Source organism: Rahnella sp. 2050 (assembly GCF_040544515.1).
Taxonomy (GTDB): Bacteria; Pseudomonadota; Gammaproteobacteria; order Enterobacterales; family Enterobacteriaceae; genus Rahnella; species Rahnella aceris.
On the sequence record NZ_JBEPKE010000012.1, the window covers coordinates 1 to 16,507 of the forward strand.

Below are 16,507 nucleotides of genomic sequence, written 5' to 3' on the forward strand. Positions count from 1 at the left end.
TGGTCGGAAAAACGCTTCTTCATGGGGATGTCCTCATGTGGCTTATGAAGACATTACTAACATCGGGGTGTACTAATCAACTGGGAGCAGGTCAGGCGATCTCACTGTGGAATACGGTATATATAGAAAGAACCATAGACTCTCTGAAGCGAAAAGGGATCCCACTAAATGAGCAGCTGATTTCTCATCTGTCACCGCTGGGATGGGAACACATCAACCTGAGCGGGGATTACCTCTGGAGAACAAACCTCAAACTGGGACAGGGTAAATACCGCGCATTACGCTCAGTGAAAAGTAGTCTGTACAAAAAACAGGCTTAGCGTAGGATATTTTCCGTTTTCCAAGCGGACCCCTATTAGAACGCATGTTAAAAATAGATCTTAAACAATATTTAAATTACAATTAATATTAGTCATTATTTTTTCTTGTCAACATTTGACATGAAAATAGCAAGGACTTTTTTTGGAAACTCCAATAGATTCAACTTGTCACTCCAAAAATCTCTTGGTGTTGTTTAACGACACTTGACCAGGGGTGATTAAATACCTTTTGAACAGATGCAGTATAGCTTAAGGTGGATAAAAATTCTTAATGTCAATTTTTTAGCTTCAATATATTTCTTTTCCACCAGGAGCTTGTAACAAACAAATAAACTAATGCAATAACAGCTGAATAGCAGAATATTTTGCCAATGATGACAGGAGTGAAAGGCACTTTAAGAAAAATATCCACTACCAAAAAACATAATACAAATAGAAAAAATGATTTAAAAAACTTCATCATCAGTTACCCATTAATACATGGGCCGGTTAATTCCGGCCATGTTTATCTTACCAGTGACACTGACCATTTACACTATTTGCGTTGCTATCCCCACCGAAAGCACCGCCGCCACCATTATTATTGTCATGGGTGGCACTCCAGGCTGCATCGAATGACGCCCCGCCTAGCACCCCACCAACGACACCACCTACGATAGAACCTAAAGGTGCGCCTGGTCCGGTGACCATCCCGCCAATAACAGCGCCGGCTGCCGCATCTCGACCTGAATCGTGTGCGCGGCCGCTGCCCGTGTTGGTACTGGTTATATTCCTGCCGCCAGTGCTCAATCTTCTCCTGAGCATAGGAACCAGTGCACGTTCAGACATTCATCACGCAGGCTGCCGTTAAATGACTCAACCAGGGCGTTATCTGTGGGCTTTCCGGGAGGAGATCAGTAGGAGTGGCCCTGACGCAGCCAGGGTGTATCTCCGCGTTAGCGCCTACGAGCGTGTACTTACGAACCTCACAAGATATTCTCCAAAGGCTAATGCTTTAATGCCTTGAGGATTTCAGCGGGCTTTACATTCCCAATAAACACAACTGGCGAAGGCTGCATAACAACCATCACTGGTGTAACCTCAATACCGACACGATCCGCGAGTGCTGATTGCTGCTCTATTGTCCTGATGCAGGCTGGTGAAGTGTCATTATTCGGTAAAAAACCAGCCATTGCATTACGTAGGCTTTCACGTGGGGAGCTGGAGCACCAGACCCTGGCCATATCGCTGATCACTTTATCATGGATAGCCGGAGGAGCAACCGTAAGGAATGACATGGTAAGTCCAGCATCCGTATACTGCTGAACCTTTTTAACCACGTCCGAACAATAACTACATTGGTTATCGATAAAGACAACCATGTGATATTTTTCGGCAGGAGCGGTCCATGTTATGGGATTGAGTTCAACCAAGTTATCAGCGATTTCCTTGACAGATGCCTCAGGTGTTAAGGCAATTGCACTGGTTGCCATTGGCAGGGTCATAATAGTGAACAAAGATGCAAGGAAGTAATGTTTCATTTTTTCTCTCATATTAATATAATTTTTTAGATGCCATTCATTAATCAACCATCAGTTTTTTAGACGCCCGCTGATTTTAGGTAATAATACGTAATAGACGATTTCGACAATTCGGACCAGACCCACAATCATCGCTACACCCGCAATCCAGTTAGCCAACCACAGAGGTATTTCCAATATCGAAAAGGTGAAATACACGCCAATGCGACTTAATATGACGAAAGTTAGTAATCCGCAAAAAAATGTGGTTACAAATATAAAAACTGGAGATGATTTTTTCATGCATACCAACGTTAAATAAAATGATGATACTGTCTGAAACAAATCCCCATTGCTAAGCCGAATAGCTGGTGATTTGCGCTATGCATCTTACCCTCGGCCATGACCGTGGTCACTGCTGCCTCTGTTTCCGTTATTACTTGTTTAGCGACCGCCACTGTTCCCAAAGCAGTTGCCTGAACCGGCAATCAGCCCTCCCATCCCACTCACAATCATTCCTCCTAGTCCACCATAACTGCCAGCAACAACGCCACCACCACCCGTCATGCCGGATGATGGAACGTTGCCATTGTTGCCGCCAGAGATATTTTCAACTTCACTCTTAGTTAGCAGACGCATATATATCCCTAATAAATTTTTCAATAATATTCATTATATTGGCTAGAGGTACGCCCTCGTGTGATCTGAGGCAACTTAATTAACATAGATACTTTAAAATTTAGGTGACAAACACAATGGAACGATGCTGGACGACTTGTGGCGTATTTAGGCAAATAATCCGTGTAGTTCGGAGTTGGCCTTGGCTGTTTCAACCAGGTGAGCCTGCAGCCGGCCGAGTTCGTGTGCACCGGTACCGTCGACTTCCAGACGTTCCGAAAGATCGGTCAACGCAACACTTGCGGTTTTGAGGGTGGATTCCATCTGTACAGCGATCATTCGGGCAATATTCGTGTTGGCCACTTCAGCATCGCCCAGTTGCGCTGTGCGGGATACAGAAATAAAATGCGCCGGCGAGGACCAATATCAACAGACAGACAAACGCTGTAGCCAATATAACCAGAGTCGTAACAGGGCGTTTCATACCTCTCAGGCGGAGGAGATAGCGGTCCGAATCGCTGGAGGATGCATTCAATACAGTTCGCTCCTTCATTCAGTGAGCATGAAATCCGTGGGAGAGGTCTAGTATGGCATTAACCCAAAGTTTAGATGAGCTGTATCATCACAAATGGTTTTTTATCATCGGGTTATTATGAGGCTGTGTGTAAAGCGTACGGCTAACTTTACGTGGTTCTGTTTACACCTTAATGCCGCACCTGTAAACTAAATAAAATCAATGAGTTGAGTTCGTATAATGCTATTTATGTTAAATTTATAACTTGTAATATGACTTTACTCAATCGATTATTAATTTCATTAAGAATGGTTTTTACATCACCAGACGTCAGACTCTTGGCTAAACATCGTCATAATGATACCGGCAGGCAATTATAGTTAATTCATCATTTACCATGCTGTAAACAAGTCGGTGTTCTCTGTCTATGCGCCGGGAATAAAGTGCCGGATTTTTATAATGGCGCAACCGTTCTGGCTTACCAATACCGCCCAGTGGGTCGGCATGAATCGCATGTATCAGTATACGGATGCGCTCGAATATTTTGGCGTTACTTCCCTGCCAGTATTGATAATCGGCTGCCCCTCTCTTAGTGAATCGAGTTTTCATACTTCAATTTCGACAGTGTCACCGCGATCTAACTCAGCCAGCGATGCGTTAATATGTGCAGCGTTCGCAGGATTGCTGAATAAATATAGTGTTTCTAAAATAGCGTCATATTCGGCGGCGTCAATCAGTACAACATCAGGAGCATCACGTCGCAGAATACGCACGGGCTCGGCATTGTCGCTAACCTGCTGCATTGTCTCAGCAAAATGCTTACGGGCATCAGTAAACGTTAATGAATGCATTTTTTACCTTCCTGTCATATATCACGCGTACAACTATAGCACTTGTACCTAATCAAGTACACCTTTTGATATAATGTTCACCCTGTTAACTTATGACCCAGACTGTAAGTCTCCAAGATAATATTTCTAACATTATATAATGGGACTTATATAAAGTTAGCTATTCGCTACAGTAGCTGATAATCTATCCAGTAGTTATAGGAGCAGGTAATTTTTCGCAGATGACCTTGCAGGTTTTGCTACGTGAAATCTGCAAGGGAAATCCCCTGCATCTTTCTCAGAATCGACGTAGCGTTGTCAGTGACCGGGAGTTCGCTTTTTAAGCTATATATGGACAAATTGTCACCAATCAACCAGGCACTACCTGCTATCCAGGCTGAAGAGGATGTTCTGGCGAGGCTTAAGGAATTTGTTCAAGACAAAGAGGCGTTTTCACCCAATACCTGGCGACAACTGATGAGTGTTATGCGGATCTGCCACAGATGGTCGATTGAAAATAGCCGCTCGTTTTTGCCCATGCTTCCGGCCGACCTTCGCGATTATCTGAACTGGCTGCAAGAGAGCGGTCGCGCTTCTTCAACGATTGCGACGCATGGATCATTGATTTCAATGTTACACCGTAACGCTGGCCTAATCCCCCCTAATACTTCACCGCTGGTTTTCCGCGCAGTGAAGAAAATAAATCGTGTTGCAGTTGTCACGGGTGAACGTACTGGCCAGGCCGTACCCTTTCGTCTTGAAGATCTGCTTGAGCTTGATGCGCTCTGGTCTGACTCGATATCGCTTCGCCATAAACGTGATTTGGCATTTCTGCATGTGGCTTACAGCACGCTGCTGCGTATCAGTGAATTAGCCCGTCTCCGTGTTCGTGATATCTCCCGGGCAACAGATGGCAGGATCATCCTTAATGTGAGTTACACCAAAACTATTGTTCAAACTGGTGGCCTGATCAAGTCCCTAAGTTCGCAGTCCTCCCGCCGGCTAACTGAGTGGATGTCGGTTTCTGGTATCAATGCTGAACCTGACGCCTTCCTCTTTTGTCCGGTGCACCGCTCTGGGAGTGCAACTCTTTCAGTCACCCGTCCGCTGAGCACGCCTGCGATTGAATCAATTTTCGCACAGGCCTGGCTTACGATTGGAGCAGGTGAACCTATCATTCCAAACAAAGGGCGCTATACGGCCTGGACTGGTCACAGTGCCCGCGTAGGCGCTGCACAGGATATGGCGGGACGTGGCTATGCCGTCGCTCAGATCATGCAGGAAGGGACATGGAAAAAACCTGAAACATTAATGCGTTATATCCGTAATCTTCAGGCGCATGAAGGTGCGATGACCGATATCATGGAAAAAAGCACTCTAGATCATAATAATACAAAATAACAAAAATCATACTTCATCATTATGAAGTATTACTTCATATTTAGTGTTTTTCGATTTCATCACATGCTGCGCTTCATGGTCTTTGGAAACGCTAAAGGCGTAGCATTAATGTCATCGGATTAATTGGCGATGATGTAAAACCGTAGTGTTCATAAAATTGTTTAGCCGGTTTATGAAGTGCATGCACGAGCAATGCTCTGACCCCTGTGTTTTCAACAATTGAGCGAACTCGAAGAACGGCATCCTGTAGCAATGATGAACCTAACTTTACTCCTTGAGTGCGAAGGTCGACCGCCAGTCTTCCCAATACTATGACCGGAATAGGATCAGGCATATTACGCCGAACAGATCCTGCCGCTTCCCTGTGCGACACAGCACCGGCTGCGAGTGCATAATAACCAACAACACTTTTATCGTGAGCCGTGACAACAAAAGTACGACTTGCACCGTTTAAGTGGTTTGTCAGAGCGAGCCGTTTTAACCATTCATCTAACGTTGTTTCCCCACAACCGAAAGCGTCAAGGATATGTGCAGTTGTAAGTGGCTCAGGAGCAGACAATTGTAAACTCATGCCCAAGGCGCTTTAACTGCCATCAGACGTTCCAGACCTTGATTTGCATTTTGAGGTGCGTCAAGCATCGCTGTGAATTCATGAAATTTCTCAGTATCTAACTGGAAAAAAACTTGGTCGAGCAGAATAGCTTGTGCGCGCTCACACGCTACTTCCAACATAAAATCAGATCGGTTTTTACCTAATAGGCTGGCGGCTTGATCTATGAGATCACGTTGTTCCGGCAAAGCACGCAAATTAATCGCAGCGTCACGCATTTTTTATATCTCCTGTATTGACAATGGATATACATTATAAGATTGTATATCTATTGTCAATACACTATGCCTTTGGGCAACTCTCGATAGATGTGTAAGCACACCTGTTTTAGTTCCACGCACTTTTTTCGGTGCATCAGGATTTGGAATAATGGTTCTGGGCCTGACGGCGACGCCCATCGCAATGAAGCATTACGATTTCGATTTGTCACAAATCGCCGCCGAGATCCAACTCTATATACTGAGCCGGTTTGTAACGTCGTTTTGCACAGGAAAACTGATCGACCGGTTCGGTGTCATTAAAATTAAGCTGACGGGTCTGCTTCTTATGCTTGCCTATATTGCTCTGGCTGTTTCGGATGTCTTGTGTGGGATATTTGCCATTACATTAGTCCTGATGGGACTAGATCGGAATTTTCTCTACACCGTCGGAACCAGCCTGCTGGCAACGACTTACACCACGGGTTATGCTGGGGGGCATTATATGTTTTAGTTACCGGAAGATATTTTTACGGGCGAGTTAGGAACATTAAATTTCAAGATAAACAATGGATTAAACTCTTAGCGTGGTTTTTTTACATCATTGGCCCTCGGCCTCCAATACGGTGCATAAATAAATGCTATACAGGAGTTTGTCGCTCAGTAGAACGAAATTCGTAATAATATTGCTGCGCCGTAACGGATCACGGGATCGCGAAACGGCTAGAATTATTGGCACGAGGGAGCACAGATGAGATCATTTAGGTTCCAAAGGGTCACTAACTAATAAGAGTAACAGGCCCGGCTTAGCTGCCTAGACAAAGTGCATTTACCCTGTTTACCATTAAAAGACATTTTAGGGAAATTGAATGAACAGCCCTTATTGGTTGACGAAAACACGGGTCATTATTTTATTTACTTTCATGCTATTAACCGCTTTTATGCTCATCAGCTGGAGCAGTTACGAAGTCGCTCGGCAATCCCTAAATAATGAAATTGAAGAAAATATCCTGCCTCTAACCAGCGATAATGTCTATTCAGAAATTCAGCAAGATCTGTTGAAACCCATTCTTATTGCATCTTTGATGGCTCACGATACTTTTGTTCGTGATTGGGTTCTAAATCATGAACAGGATCCTGATGCAATGATTCGTTACCTCAACGAAATAGACCATCGTTTCGATACTATTTTTTCCTATTTCGTTTCTGATAAAACCTACCGTTACTATGACCCCAAACGCATCCTCGAAACAGTCTCTGAAGAGAGTCTACGGGACCGTTGGTTCTTCCTGGTTAAAGCGCTGCCCGTGGACAAACCCTATTCGATTGATGTCCGTCCAGATCCAGAGGATCATACCCATCTTGATGTATTCGTTAACCATAAGGTCAATGACTATAAAGGTGACTTTATCGGCGTTACTGGTATTGGTATTTCAGTGGAAAAGATTAAGGTGCTGATTGAAAAATATGAGCAGCGCTATAGCCGGACTATCTACTTTGTAGATAAAAGCGGACAAGTAGTCCTGCATGGTCAATCCTTCCAACGAGCAGCGAATATCAGGCAGCAACCAGGATTAGGTCCACTGACTACCGCTATTCTTACTGTTCCCGGCGGAAGCTACCGGTATCAGGTCCAGGGGCAGCAAGTGCTACTCAATACTCGTTTATTACCCGAGTTCGATTGGTATTTGATGGTAGAACAAAGCAATCATCCTCTGGAAAAGGTGCTTTTCATCACGCTACTGAAGAACCTCAGCATCGGCATTGTGGTCAGTGTGCTGTTTTTATTACTGCTATGGCTGACCATCGGCGGATATCAGCGCCGGCTGGAGCAAATGGCCACCAAAGATAAGCTCACCGGAGTCATGAACCGCCAGGCATTTGAACATCATTTCCTGCGTATGCGTTCAAATATGTTGCAACAGGGCAAGCTGGCGAGCTTGACGATAATCGACATAGATTATTTTAAACCCATCAACGATCTTCACGGTCATAGCATTGGCGATCTGGCCATTGGGCACATCGCCAGGCTGATACAAACATCTCTGCGGTACACCGACGGCATGTGTCGCTGGGGGGGGGATGAATTTCTGGTGTTGATGCCGGAATGCAACGGCGAACAAGCTGTGGCGCGTATGCGAACCCTGTCCGAGCACATTGCACAATCACCGTTAATCTCAGGAAGCAAAACCATACCGATCACCATAAGCTGTGGAATTGCAGAAACCCAAGGCAATGAGGAACTGAGATCCTTGGTGGAGCGCGCAGATATTGCTTTATATCAAGCCAAGCGGCAGGGGCGGAATTGTGTCGTAAAAATGGATGAATAATCCGGCATGCAGCGGAGTGATGGGCTGCCGCGATGCTGATACTGATCGTTTCTACATAAGAAGGCGATTTACCTCACTATGTGAAACACTGTAATTCTAGGTGTCATCGACGGCGATTTGCCTCAAATACTGCATATTATCAGCTAATGTTAATTGCTGCCCGGCACACGCCAATGCCAATAAAGAATGGCGTCTTGCTGACCTGCCCCTAGGATTAGATACAAGGCTCAGTTAGTAATGTCGGACCTTTGACCCGCTCCCTTAAAGCAGACATAAAAAAGCCCGGTATAACCGGGCATTGAGCATCATTTCAGAATGTTACAACGGTAAAGCGACTTCCCAAAATCTTGTTTCATACTAACAAAAAGCAGTATCTCAATATTCGTGCCGTCAAAATCGTAGAGCACACGATACTCACCTTCTACATCAAGCCTTTCACGCAACATCAAACCACGATCTGAAAGGTATACGTTGAAGCGATACCTCTGAGGATCTTCAGTAATGTTAGCAACAGATTCTGTTGTTAGCGGAATCAAAACGCAAAGATTTTATCTCGGTTAAAAGCATTGCGTTTGAGGATCTGTGCAAGCCGGATGTTATGGATTTTTGCGCACAGCAGTTCAGGCATTGCGCGCCGCTGATGTCCTACCTGTGTTTTGCACTTGAGCTGGATTTCTAAAACCCCGTTGAGAAAAACCGTACTGGCCATATTTTGCCGGGCTGAATTTCAGGCATAAAAAGACATCAGCTTTACTACAGTCTGAAAACCTGGGTGGATAAGTTCCTAAATCGGAGCGGATAATGTCAGTGTAGCGACAAGTTGCTAAGAAATGTGTGGCGAAACGTTCAATTCCGACAAACCCTCCTGATAGACACCCAAAATTACTTCATTTAATTCAATGCATTAATGTAAATATCCCGTATGGCATGTCCCATGCTTGTTCCTTTCCAAACCTTGAATTGAGCAACATCAAGCTGGAGAGTGAGTCATGCCGAGAAAAATGAAAACCATGGACGGGAATACGGCGGCAGCCTATGTGTCTTATGCCTTCACGGATGTTACCGCGATTTATCCTATTACACCGTCAACTCCGATGGCAGAAAGTGTCGATGAATGGGCCGCACAGGGTAAAAAAAACCTGTTTGGTCAAACCGTAAAAGTCATGGAGATGCAGTCCGAGTCTGGCGCTGCCGGGGCAATACACGGTGCCTTGCAAGCCGGCGCATTGGCCACCACTTATACCGCTTCGCAGGGGTTGTTGTTAATGACGCCTAACATGTACAAGATTGCCGGTGAACTGCTGCCTGCCGTTTTTCATGTCAGTGCGCGTGCTCTGGCAACCAACTCGTTAAATATCTTTGGGGATCACCAGGATGTCATGGCTGTTCGCCAGACCGGTTGCGCCATGCTGGCGGAAAGCAGCGTCCAGCAGGTGATGGATCTGGCGGCGGTGGCACATCTGACCGCCATCAAAGGACGTATCCCGTTTATCAACTTCTTTGATGGTTTCCGTACCTCTCACGAAATTCAGAAAATCGAAGTTCTCGATTATGAAGAACTGGCCGCGTTGCTGGACTGGGATGCTGTTACGCGTTTTCGCCAGAATGCGTTACATCCGGACCATCCCGTCGTACGCGGTACGGCGCAAAACCCGGATATTTATTTCCAGGAGCGTGAAGCGTCGAATAAATTCTATATGGCTCTGCCGGAAATGGTGGAGTCATACATGACCAAAATCAGTAAGCTCACCGGCCGCGAGTACCACCTGTTCAACTATTACGGTGCGCCGGATGCTGGCCGGATGATTATCGCGATGGGGTCGGTGTGTGAAACCATTCAGGAAACGGTGGATTACCTTAATGCCAGCGGAGAGAAAGTCGGCGTGCTGACCGTGCACCTTTACCGACCTTTTTCCCTGAAGCATTTCTTTAAATACATTCCGAAAAGTGTCAGTAATATTGCCGTTCTCGACCGGACTAAAGAGCCGGGTTCACTGGCGGAACCGCTGTATCTTGACGTGAAAAGTGCGTTTTATAACAGCGACTGGCGCCCGGTGATTGTCGGCGGCCGCTACGCGCTGGGCGGTAAAGATATTCTGCCTTCTCATATTATTTCTATCTTCGATAATCTGCTTTCTGAACGTCCGCGCGATGGCTTTACGGTGGGGATCAACGACGATGTCACCTTTACCTCATTGCCGCTCTCAGGTCGTGATCTTGATACCTCAGCCAGCGAAACGACCGCCTGTAAATTCTGGGGACTGGGTTCAGACGGGACCGTCGGGGCCAATAAAAGTGCCATCAAAATTATCGGCGACAAAACCGATATGTATGCGCAGGCCTATTTTGCTTATGACTCTAAAAAGTCCGGCGGCGTCACGATGTCGCATCTGCGCTTTGGTCATAGCCCGATCAAATCCCCGTATTTAATCGATAAAGCTGATTTTATTTCATGCTCACAACAATCCTTCGTTAACAAATATCACCTGCTGGCAGGGCTGAAACCGGGTGGAACCTTCCTGCTCAACTGTAGCTGGGATGTTGCGGAGCTGGACGAAAAACTGCCCGTTGCCATGAAGCGCTATATCGCGGCATACGATATTCAGTTTTATATCGTCAATGCGGTCGGAATAGCCCAAAAACTGGGGCTGGGCGGGCGCTTTAATATGATCATGCAATCGGCTTTCTTCAAACTGGCAGACATCATTCCCCCGGCCCGCGCAGTGGAATACCTGAAACAAAGTATTGAGCATGTGTACGGTAATAAAGGTCAGAAAGTTGTCGATATGAACAATCTTGCGGTGGACAGCGGCATTGAATCGGTGGTGAAAATCAGCGTGCCGCAGGCGTGGAAGCACCTTGAGGACAACGTGGTGCCACACAAGATGCTGCCTGCATTTATTAAAGATATTCTGATCCCGATGAACCGTCAGGAAGGGGATTCGTTGCCGGTCAGCATTTTTGATGGCATCGAGGACGGCACCTTCCCGTCCGGCACGTCGGCATATGAAAAACGCGGGGTGGCGATTAACGTGCCTGTGTGGCAGACGGACAAATGTACTCAATGTAACCAATGTGCCTTTATCTGCCCGCATGCGGCTATCCGCCCTGTCCTGATTTCTGAAGAAGAGAGGCAAAATGCACCGGCAGGGTTCAGCGCCAAACTGGCCAGCGGAACAGAAGATGCCTGGTACCGCCTCGCCGTTTCTCCGCTCGATTGCTCCGGTTGCGGTAACTGTGCGGATGTCTGCCCGGTCAAAGGCAAGGCGCTGTCGATGCAACCGCTGGAATCGCAGGAACACGAAATTGATCTGTGGGAATATGCGCTCAGCCTGACACCCAAAGCCAATCCGCAAAATAAATTCACCGTGAAAGGCAGCCAGTTTGAACAGCCTCTGCTGGAGTTCTCCGGCGCCTGCGGGGGTTGCGGTGAAACGCCTTACGCCAAACTGGTGACTCAGTTATTTGGCGACAGAATGATGATTGCCAATGCGACCGGATGTTCATCGATCTGGGGCGCGAGCGCACCTTCTATTCCTTATACCACTAACCACAAAGGGCAAGGGCCGACCTGGGCCAACTCACTTTTTGAAGATAACGCCGAGTTTGGCCTTGGCATGCTGCTGGGTGTGGATGCGATTCGCGATACCCTCGCCACACAGGTTAAAGCGGCGCTCGACAATGCGCCGGATGCGCCACTGGATGCAGAACTGTCAGCCTGTCTGAGTGACTGGCTGGCAAATAAAGATCAGGGCGAAGGCACCCGTGAGCGGGCTGAAAAAGTAGTGGCACTTCTGGCTTCGCAGACGCCAGGGAAAAATCCGCACACCGACAGTATCTATGCCCACCGCGATTATCTGGCGAAGCGTTCTCACTGGATATTTGGCGGTGACGGCTGGGCCTACGATATCGGCTTCGGAGGGTTGGATCATGTGCTGGCATCGGGTAAGGATGTCAATGTTCTGGTATTTGATACCGAGGTCTATTCCAACACGGGCGGTCAGTCGTCTAAATCGACGCCAGCGGCAGCCATTGCGCAATTCGCTGCCAGCGGCAAGAAAACCCGAAAGAAAGATCTGGGCATGATGGCGATGAGTTACGGCTACGTGTATGTCGCACAAATCGCAATGGGGGCCGACAAAAATCAGACATTGCGGGCAATTGCCGAAGCCGAGGCGTATCCGGGACCTTCCCTCATTATCGCTTACGCGGCCTGCATCAACCACGGTTTGCGTATCGGTATGGGATGCAGTCAGCGTGAAGCCAGGCGCGCTGTCGAGGCAGGATATTGGGCTAATTACCGTTATCACCCGCAACTGAAAGAGGCCGGTAAAAACCCGTTCATTCTCGATTCTGAGGAACCTGAAGAGGATTTCCAGGCGTTTCTGGCAGGCGAAGTGCGCTACTCGTCATTGAAAAAGCTGGATCCGGAATTTGCCGAGTCTCTGTTTAAAAAGACCGAAGACGATGCACGCGAAAGACTTGAAGGCTATAAAAAACTCGCGTCATCCTGAGAGAAAACGGCGAGTCGTCATGGCACTAATCTTTTAATAAACATGTGATATATCAGGAGATGATTATGGCTACCATCGGTATTTTTTTTGGGTCTGATACCGGACAAACAAGAAAAGTTGCGAAGCTTATCCACCAGAAACTAGACGGGATTGCCGACGCGCCCCTGGATGTCCGGCGCGCAACCCGCGAACAGTTTTTATCCTACCCGGTCTTGCTGTTAGGTACGCCAACACTGGGCGATGGGGAGCTACCTGGTGTGGATGCAGGCAGTCAGTACGACTCCTGGCAGGAGTTCACCAACACGCTGTCTGAAGCTGATCTGAGCGGTAAGACGGTGGCATTGTTTGGGCTGGGCGATCAGCTTAACTATTCCAAAAATTTTGTTAGCGCAATGCGGATCCTCTATGACCTCGTCATTGAGCGTGGCGCCTGTGTTGTCGGTAACTGGCCGCGTGAAGGCTATAAATTCTCGTTTTCCGCTGCACTGCTGGAAAACAATGAGTTTGTCGGCCTGCCACTGGATCAGGAAAATCAATACGACCTGACAGAAGAGCGTATTGACACTTGGCTGGATAAGCTTAAACAAGCAGTGCTTTGACCCTCCGGTGATGGCACCTCTGCAAAAAATATAAAACCAGCCGTCTGGCTTAATGCCGGTCATTTAAGGTGACCGGCATTGTTTTTTAAGGGATATTTCGACCTTTTTTCTCTCACTTCCCTGGCATATTCACGCTCACGTCTCGAGGGCAGCTTTAGCATCGCTGCGTTGCTGTAAAAATGCTTCAGATGACCCGGGATGGCTCCCGCTGATGCCCACGGCAGCCCGATTAACAACCGTAATATCTCCGACACTGCACCGCTAAAACTCAGCTGATAAGGCAGATAATCTCCCTTCAGGCTGAACGCCATCTTGATCATCTGGTAACGAATAAGGTTATAACTCAGCAGGATACCCCACAGTTCCTGCCTCACCATTTCCGGCAGTTTGCTTCTCAGCGCCCACCGGTTCCCCAGTAAAAACTGCTTCGTCTCCCGGTATCCTAACTCGATTTCCCAGCGATGCTTATAAAGCTCCGCCACGCTGGCGGCCGGATAACGCATTGCATCCGTCATTGACGTCAGTACCTGCCGTTCAACGCCATTGACCTTCCGGCGGATAAGCCGCACGGTCATTTCTTCCGGCAATCCTTCCCACTGTTTTCTGGCCTGCGGTGACGTTTTCAGCCGTATCAGCTCGTCCTGTTTGCCGGGCTTACACACCACCTCATACTGCGTGTTCTTTTTCAGCGGCGTCAGCCAGTGGCGATTTTCGCCCGCATTATGCCAGTCATGTAGCAGGCCTAAAGAGTAAAAACCCCTATCGAACAGCGTAATACTGTTATCCGGCGCGCTGGCTGCCAGCTTTGCCGCCAGGCGCATCTCGTTCACGTCGTAACTGTCCATCACACTGGCCCGCAACAGGTGACTGCTCAGTTCCATCAGGCAGACCATGCGGACCTGAGGATATCCGCGTTCGCCGTGCTGGTTCGAAGCCTTACCGAAGGCCTCTGCATTTTCAGGCGTGTCCTGCGTATGCCAGACTACGCCATCGACGGCATTGAGTGTCAGTCCGTGCCAGAGAGGATGTTTTGCCTCTGCATGCCAGTGTTGCTGAGTGATATCAAACAGAACCCGGATGGCATCTTCACCTAACGTTTTTCTGCGGGCAATAACGGAGCTGGGTGCGGTGAATGAGCGTCCGGTTCGGTCAACAATATCCATCAGATTAACGATATGACTCATAGGCTTATTGTTGAATATGGCCATACCGATAACCAGCCAGACCATGGACTCGAGGGGGAGTTTACGCTTGCGTAGGGTGACGGTGTCAGTGAGAGAAAAAGCTTGCTGAATGAGGTCAGGAGACAGGAGGTCAGCGAGGCTTTGAACTTCATCGGGGGCAGTGAGATTGATAATACCGAGAGCGTGTGAAAGTTCCATTTAAAAAGGGTCCATGATGAGCATGAACCCTTTTTACACGAGCCACCGGATCGGTCAACTGATCCTTAAACGATCGGCATTACGCACACAGCGGGCTTTTTTGTATGTAAGATCAGTCTACTTAAGTGATGGATTATTTAGATAAGCATATTCATTAAATAAATCATACAGTTCTTCAGCAACACGCACCGAATCTTCGATTTCTACACCTCGCAGATTCCGCCCCAGACTGTTCCTGCTAAACTTAAAATTTTGTAAGCGGTATTTCTTTAAGATAGCCCCCATTGACGCAACAATCTCTCTTTCATGATGCCGTATGTTAGCCTCTATCGCCTTATCAAAATGCATATAATCCCATTCAATTAATGCATATTTTCTTTGAGGTACAATGAAAATAAACGGTTGCTGTTTTTTTCTACATAATGTAAACCAATGATTTATATCTTCTTTTGACCCATCAGCAAATTTCTTCATCTTTTGCACCTTTGAGATCATGGAATGTTTTTATAAAAATCTGCTTCGCTTATCCATTAGCATTTTTTATCTTTCCTGCTGTCAAATTAACAGCAGATATCTTAAAAATGAAATAAATTATTAAGAATGATCTTAGTTATCCGATAGCGTAGCCCGCCGGTTTCTGTCGTGCTGGCGGCTTGGCCAACGCCTCGCGGCCGCGCAATAAATTCCGCGACAGTTCACCGTTTCTTTGTAAGTATCCCAGCTTTAGTTCCAGGCACTTTTTGAGATTTCCGGTTTCTTGATCCCTTCCCAATATCGGTGCCAGGATAAATCAGAGATCCGGGCATGTTTGCAGGCTTCGGATAAATTCTTCCGGAGTCTGATTATTTAACGAGGAATGTGGCCGGTACTGGTTATATTCCTGCCGCCAGTGCTCGATCTTCTCCTGAGCATCTTCCAGTGACAGGAACCAGTGCACGTTCAGACATTCATCACGCAGGCTGGCGTTAAATGACTCAACCAGGGCGTTATCTGTGGGCTTCCCGGGGCGGGAGAAGTCCATCGTTACCCTGTTTTCATACGCCTAGCGATCCAGCGTTTTTGAGATAAATTCGCTCCCGTTGTCCGTCTGTAGCCACTGTGGTACACGCTGCTGTGTCTGCCTGATCCGTTCCATCACGGCGACCACATCGTCACCGCGAAGCCCCTGGCCTACCTCGATCGCCACGCATTCACGACTAAAATTATCCACTACAGTCAGGGCACGGATCCGGCGTCCTGACTTTACCCCCAAATCCTGTCCCATTCAGAAACAGAATTCCGACACGATTGACCCTGACCCCTTCTTAATGCAGTCAGCAAAAGTATGGTAAGACTTACACAGAGTGAGGGGCGTCCGTCACATCACCACATACCAGCCTTGAATGTAATTTTTAAGTGACTTATCCACTTTTCCACCGCCCAGATCCAATAATAAGATCCTATATAGATCATCTAATAGATCAAAAGAGATCCCAGCCCAGCTACAGGCCTTGCCCTGTAAGGGTTTAAACCGTATTGCCAACCACTGTAATAAGTAAAACATCCACTATATTAAGCGTGTTAACCACTATAGACAGCTAGGTAACTTCGCTGGAGAGTGACTGTACACCACTGTAGTGAGTAAATCGTCAATATAGCTGTACATAACATTTAGTTAATTGAGATTGTTTAACCATTTGAAATTTATAGTAAA

Annotated in this window: 15 protein-coding genes and 2 pseudogenes; 6 read left to right on the forward strand and 11 right to left on the reverse strand. The window is 47.1% G+C overall.

The annotated features are described in order from the left end of the window. Nucleotides 1-320: Tn3 family transposase (locus tag ABIC79_RS24185; RefSeq protein WP_354568726.1), on the forward strand; the 320-nt coding region annotated here is incomplete at its 5' end. Nucleotides 321-1,077: 757 nt separating this feature from the next. Here ABIC79_RS24185 and ABIC79_RS24190 read toward each other — a convergent pair. The 6 genes and pseudogenes from ABIC79_RS24190 to ABIC79_RS24215 all read right to left on the reverse strand — a co-directional run. Beyond that, nucleotides 1,078-1,213: pseudogene (locus ABIC79_RS24190) on the reverse strand (integrase core domain-containing protein); the annotation flags it as partial. A 93-nt stretch (nt 1,214-1,306) separates the two neighbouring features. Then, nucleotides 1,307-1,840 carry a thioredoxin fold domain-containing protein gene (locus ABIC79_RS24195; RefSeq protein ID WP_013578402.1) on the reverse strand — a complete coding sequence of 178 codons (534 nt, stop codon included), beginning with the start codon at nt 1,838-1,840 and terminating at the stop codon, nt 1,307-1,309. Between the two features lie 423 nt (nt 1,841-2,263). Continuing rightward, a complete protein-coding gene (locus tag ABIC79_RS24200) occupies nt 2,264-2,482 on the reverse strand; it encodes a hypothetical protein (RefSeq protein WP_148232237.1) in 219 nt (72 codons plus the stop codon). 123 nt (nt 2,483-2,605) lie between these two features. After that, the gene (locus tag ABIC79_RS24205) at nt 2,606-2,800 is read right to left on the reverse strand and encodes a hypothetical protein (protein ID WP_354568729.1); all 195 of its coding nucleotides are present in this window, start codon (nt 2,798-2,800) and stop codon (nt 2,606-2,608) included. Nucleotides 2,801-3,293: 493 nt separating this feature from the next. After that, a complete protein-coding gene (locus ABIC79_RS24210; RefSeq protein ID WP_013578404.1) occupies nt 3,294-3,560 on the reverse strand; it encodes a Txe/YoeB family addiction module toxin in 267 nt (88 codons plus the stop codon). Continuing rightward, complete coding sequence (locus ABIC79_RS24215) at nt 3,557-3,802, reverse strand: type II toxin-antitoxin system Phd/YefM family antitoxin (RefSeq protein WP_013578405.1); 246 nt, start codon at nt 3,800-3,802, stop codon at nt 3,557-3,559. The genes ABIC79_RS24210 and ABIC79_RS24215 overlap by 4 nt, the downstream gene beginning before the upstream one ends. 330 nt (nt 3,803-4,132) lie before the next feature. Here ABIC79_RS24215 and ABIC79_RS24220 point away from each other — a divergent pair, with 330 nt between their 5' ends. Beyond that, nucleotides 4,133-5,182 carry a tyrosine-type recombinase/integrase gene (locus ABIC79_RS24220; RefSeq protein WP_354568788.1) on the forward strand — a complete coding sequence of 350 codons (1,050 nt, stop codon included), beginning with the start codon at nt 4,133-4,135 and terminating at the stop codon, nt 5,180-5,182. A 91-nt stretch (nt 5,183-5,273) separates the two neighbouring features. On the opposite strand, the gene ABIC79_RS24225 is transcribed toward ABIC79_RS24220, so the two are convergent. Together ABIC79_RS24225 and ABIC79_RS24230 are read right to left on the reverse strand one after the other, a co-directional pair. After that, nucleotides 5,274-5,753, reverse strand: coding sequence for a GNAT family N-acetyltransferase (locus tag ABIC79_RS24225; protein ID WP_354568732.1), 480 nt, complete (start codon nt 5,751-5,753; stop codon nt 5,274-5,276). Continuing rightward, nucleotides 5,750-6,010, reverse strand: a complete 261-nt coding sequence (locus ABIC79_RS24230; RefSeq protein WP_112198336.1) for a type II toxin-antitoxin system TacA family antitoxin — start codon at nt 6,008-6,010, stop codon at nt 5,750-5,752. Before ABIC79_RS24230 ends, ABIC79_RS24225 begins: the two co-directional genes overlap by 4 nt. A gap of 151 nt (nt 6,011-6,161) precedes the next feature. Here ABIC79_RS24230 and ABIC79_RS24235 point away from each other — a divergent pair, with 151 nt between their 5' ends. The 4 genes from ABIC79_RS24235 (at nt 6,162) to ABIC79_RS24250 (ending at nt 13,432) form a co-directional block, all read left to right on the forward strand. Next, entirely contained in the window at nt 6,162-6,503 is a 342-nt protein-coding gene (locus ABIC79_RS24235; protein ID WP_354568735.1) for an MFS transporter, read from the forward strand. 355 nt (nt 6,504-6,858) lie between these two features. Beyond that, entirely contained in the window at nt 6,859-8,319 is a 1,461-nt protein-coding gene (locus ABIC79_RS24240; RefSeq protein WP_014683042.1) for a sensor domain-containing diguanylate cyclase, read from the forward strand. A gap of 989 nt (nt 8,320-9,308) precedes the next feature. Beyond that, the gene (nifJ, locus tag ABIC79_RS24245) at nt 9,309-12,833 is read left to right on the forward strand and encodes a pyruvate:ferredoxin (flavodoxin) oxidoreductase (RefSeq protein WP_354568737.1); all 3,525 of its coding nucleotides are present in this window, start codon (nt 9,309-9,311) and stop codon (nt 12,831-12,833) included. Between the two features lie 65 nt (nt 12,834-12,898). Further along, a complete protein-coding gene (locus ABIC79_RS24250) occupies nt 12,899-13,432 on the forward strand; it encodes a flavodoxin (protein WP_014683039.1) in 534 nt (177 codons plus the stop codon). A 59-nt stretch (nt 13,433-13,491) separates the two neighbouring features. On the opposite strand, the gene ABIC79_RS24255 is transcribed toward ABIC79_RS24250, so the two are convergent. The 3 genes and pseudogenes from ABIC79_RS24255 to ABIC79_RS24265 all read right to left on the reverse strand — a co-directional run. Beyond that, nucleotides 13,492-14,814: an IS4-like element IS1271 family transposase gene (locus ABIC79_RS24255; RefSeq protein ID WP_354568740.1), complete on the reverse strand. Its 1,323-nt coding sequence runs from the start codon at nt 14,812-14,814 to the stop codon at nt 13,492-13,494. 117 nt (nt 14,815-14,931) lie between these two features. After that, nucleotides 14,932-15,288 carry a hypothetical protein gene (locus ABIC79_RS24260; RefSeq protein WP_354568742.1) on the reverse strand — a complete coding sequence of 119 codons (357 nt, stop codon included), beginning with the start codon at nt 15,286-15,288 and terminating at the stop codon, nt 14,932-14,934. Nucleotides 15,289-15,604: 316 nt separating this feature from the next. Further along, nucleotides 15,605-16,054, reverse strand: a pseudogene (locus ABIC79_RS24265) (integrase core domain-containing protein); the annotation flags it as partial. Nucleotides 16,055-16,507: the final 453 nt, after the last annotated feature.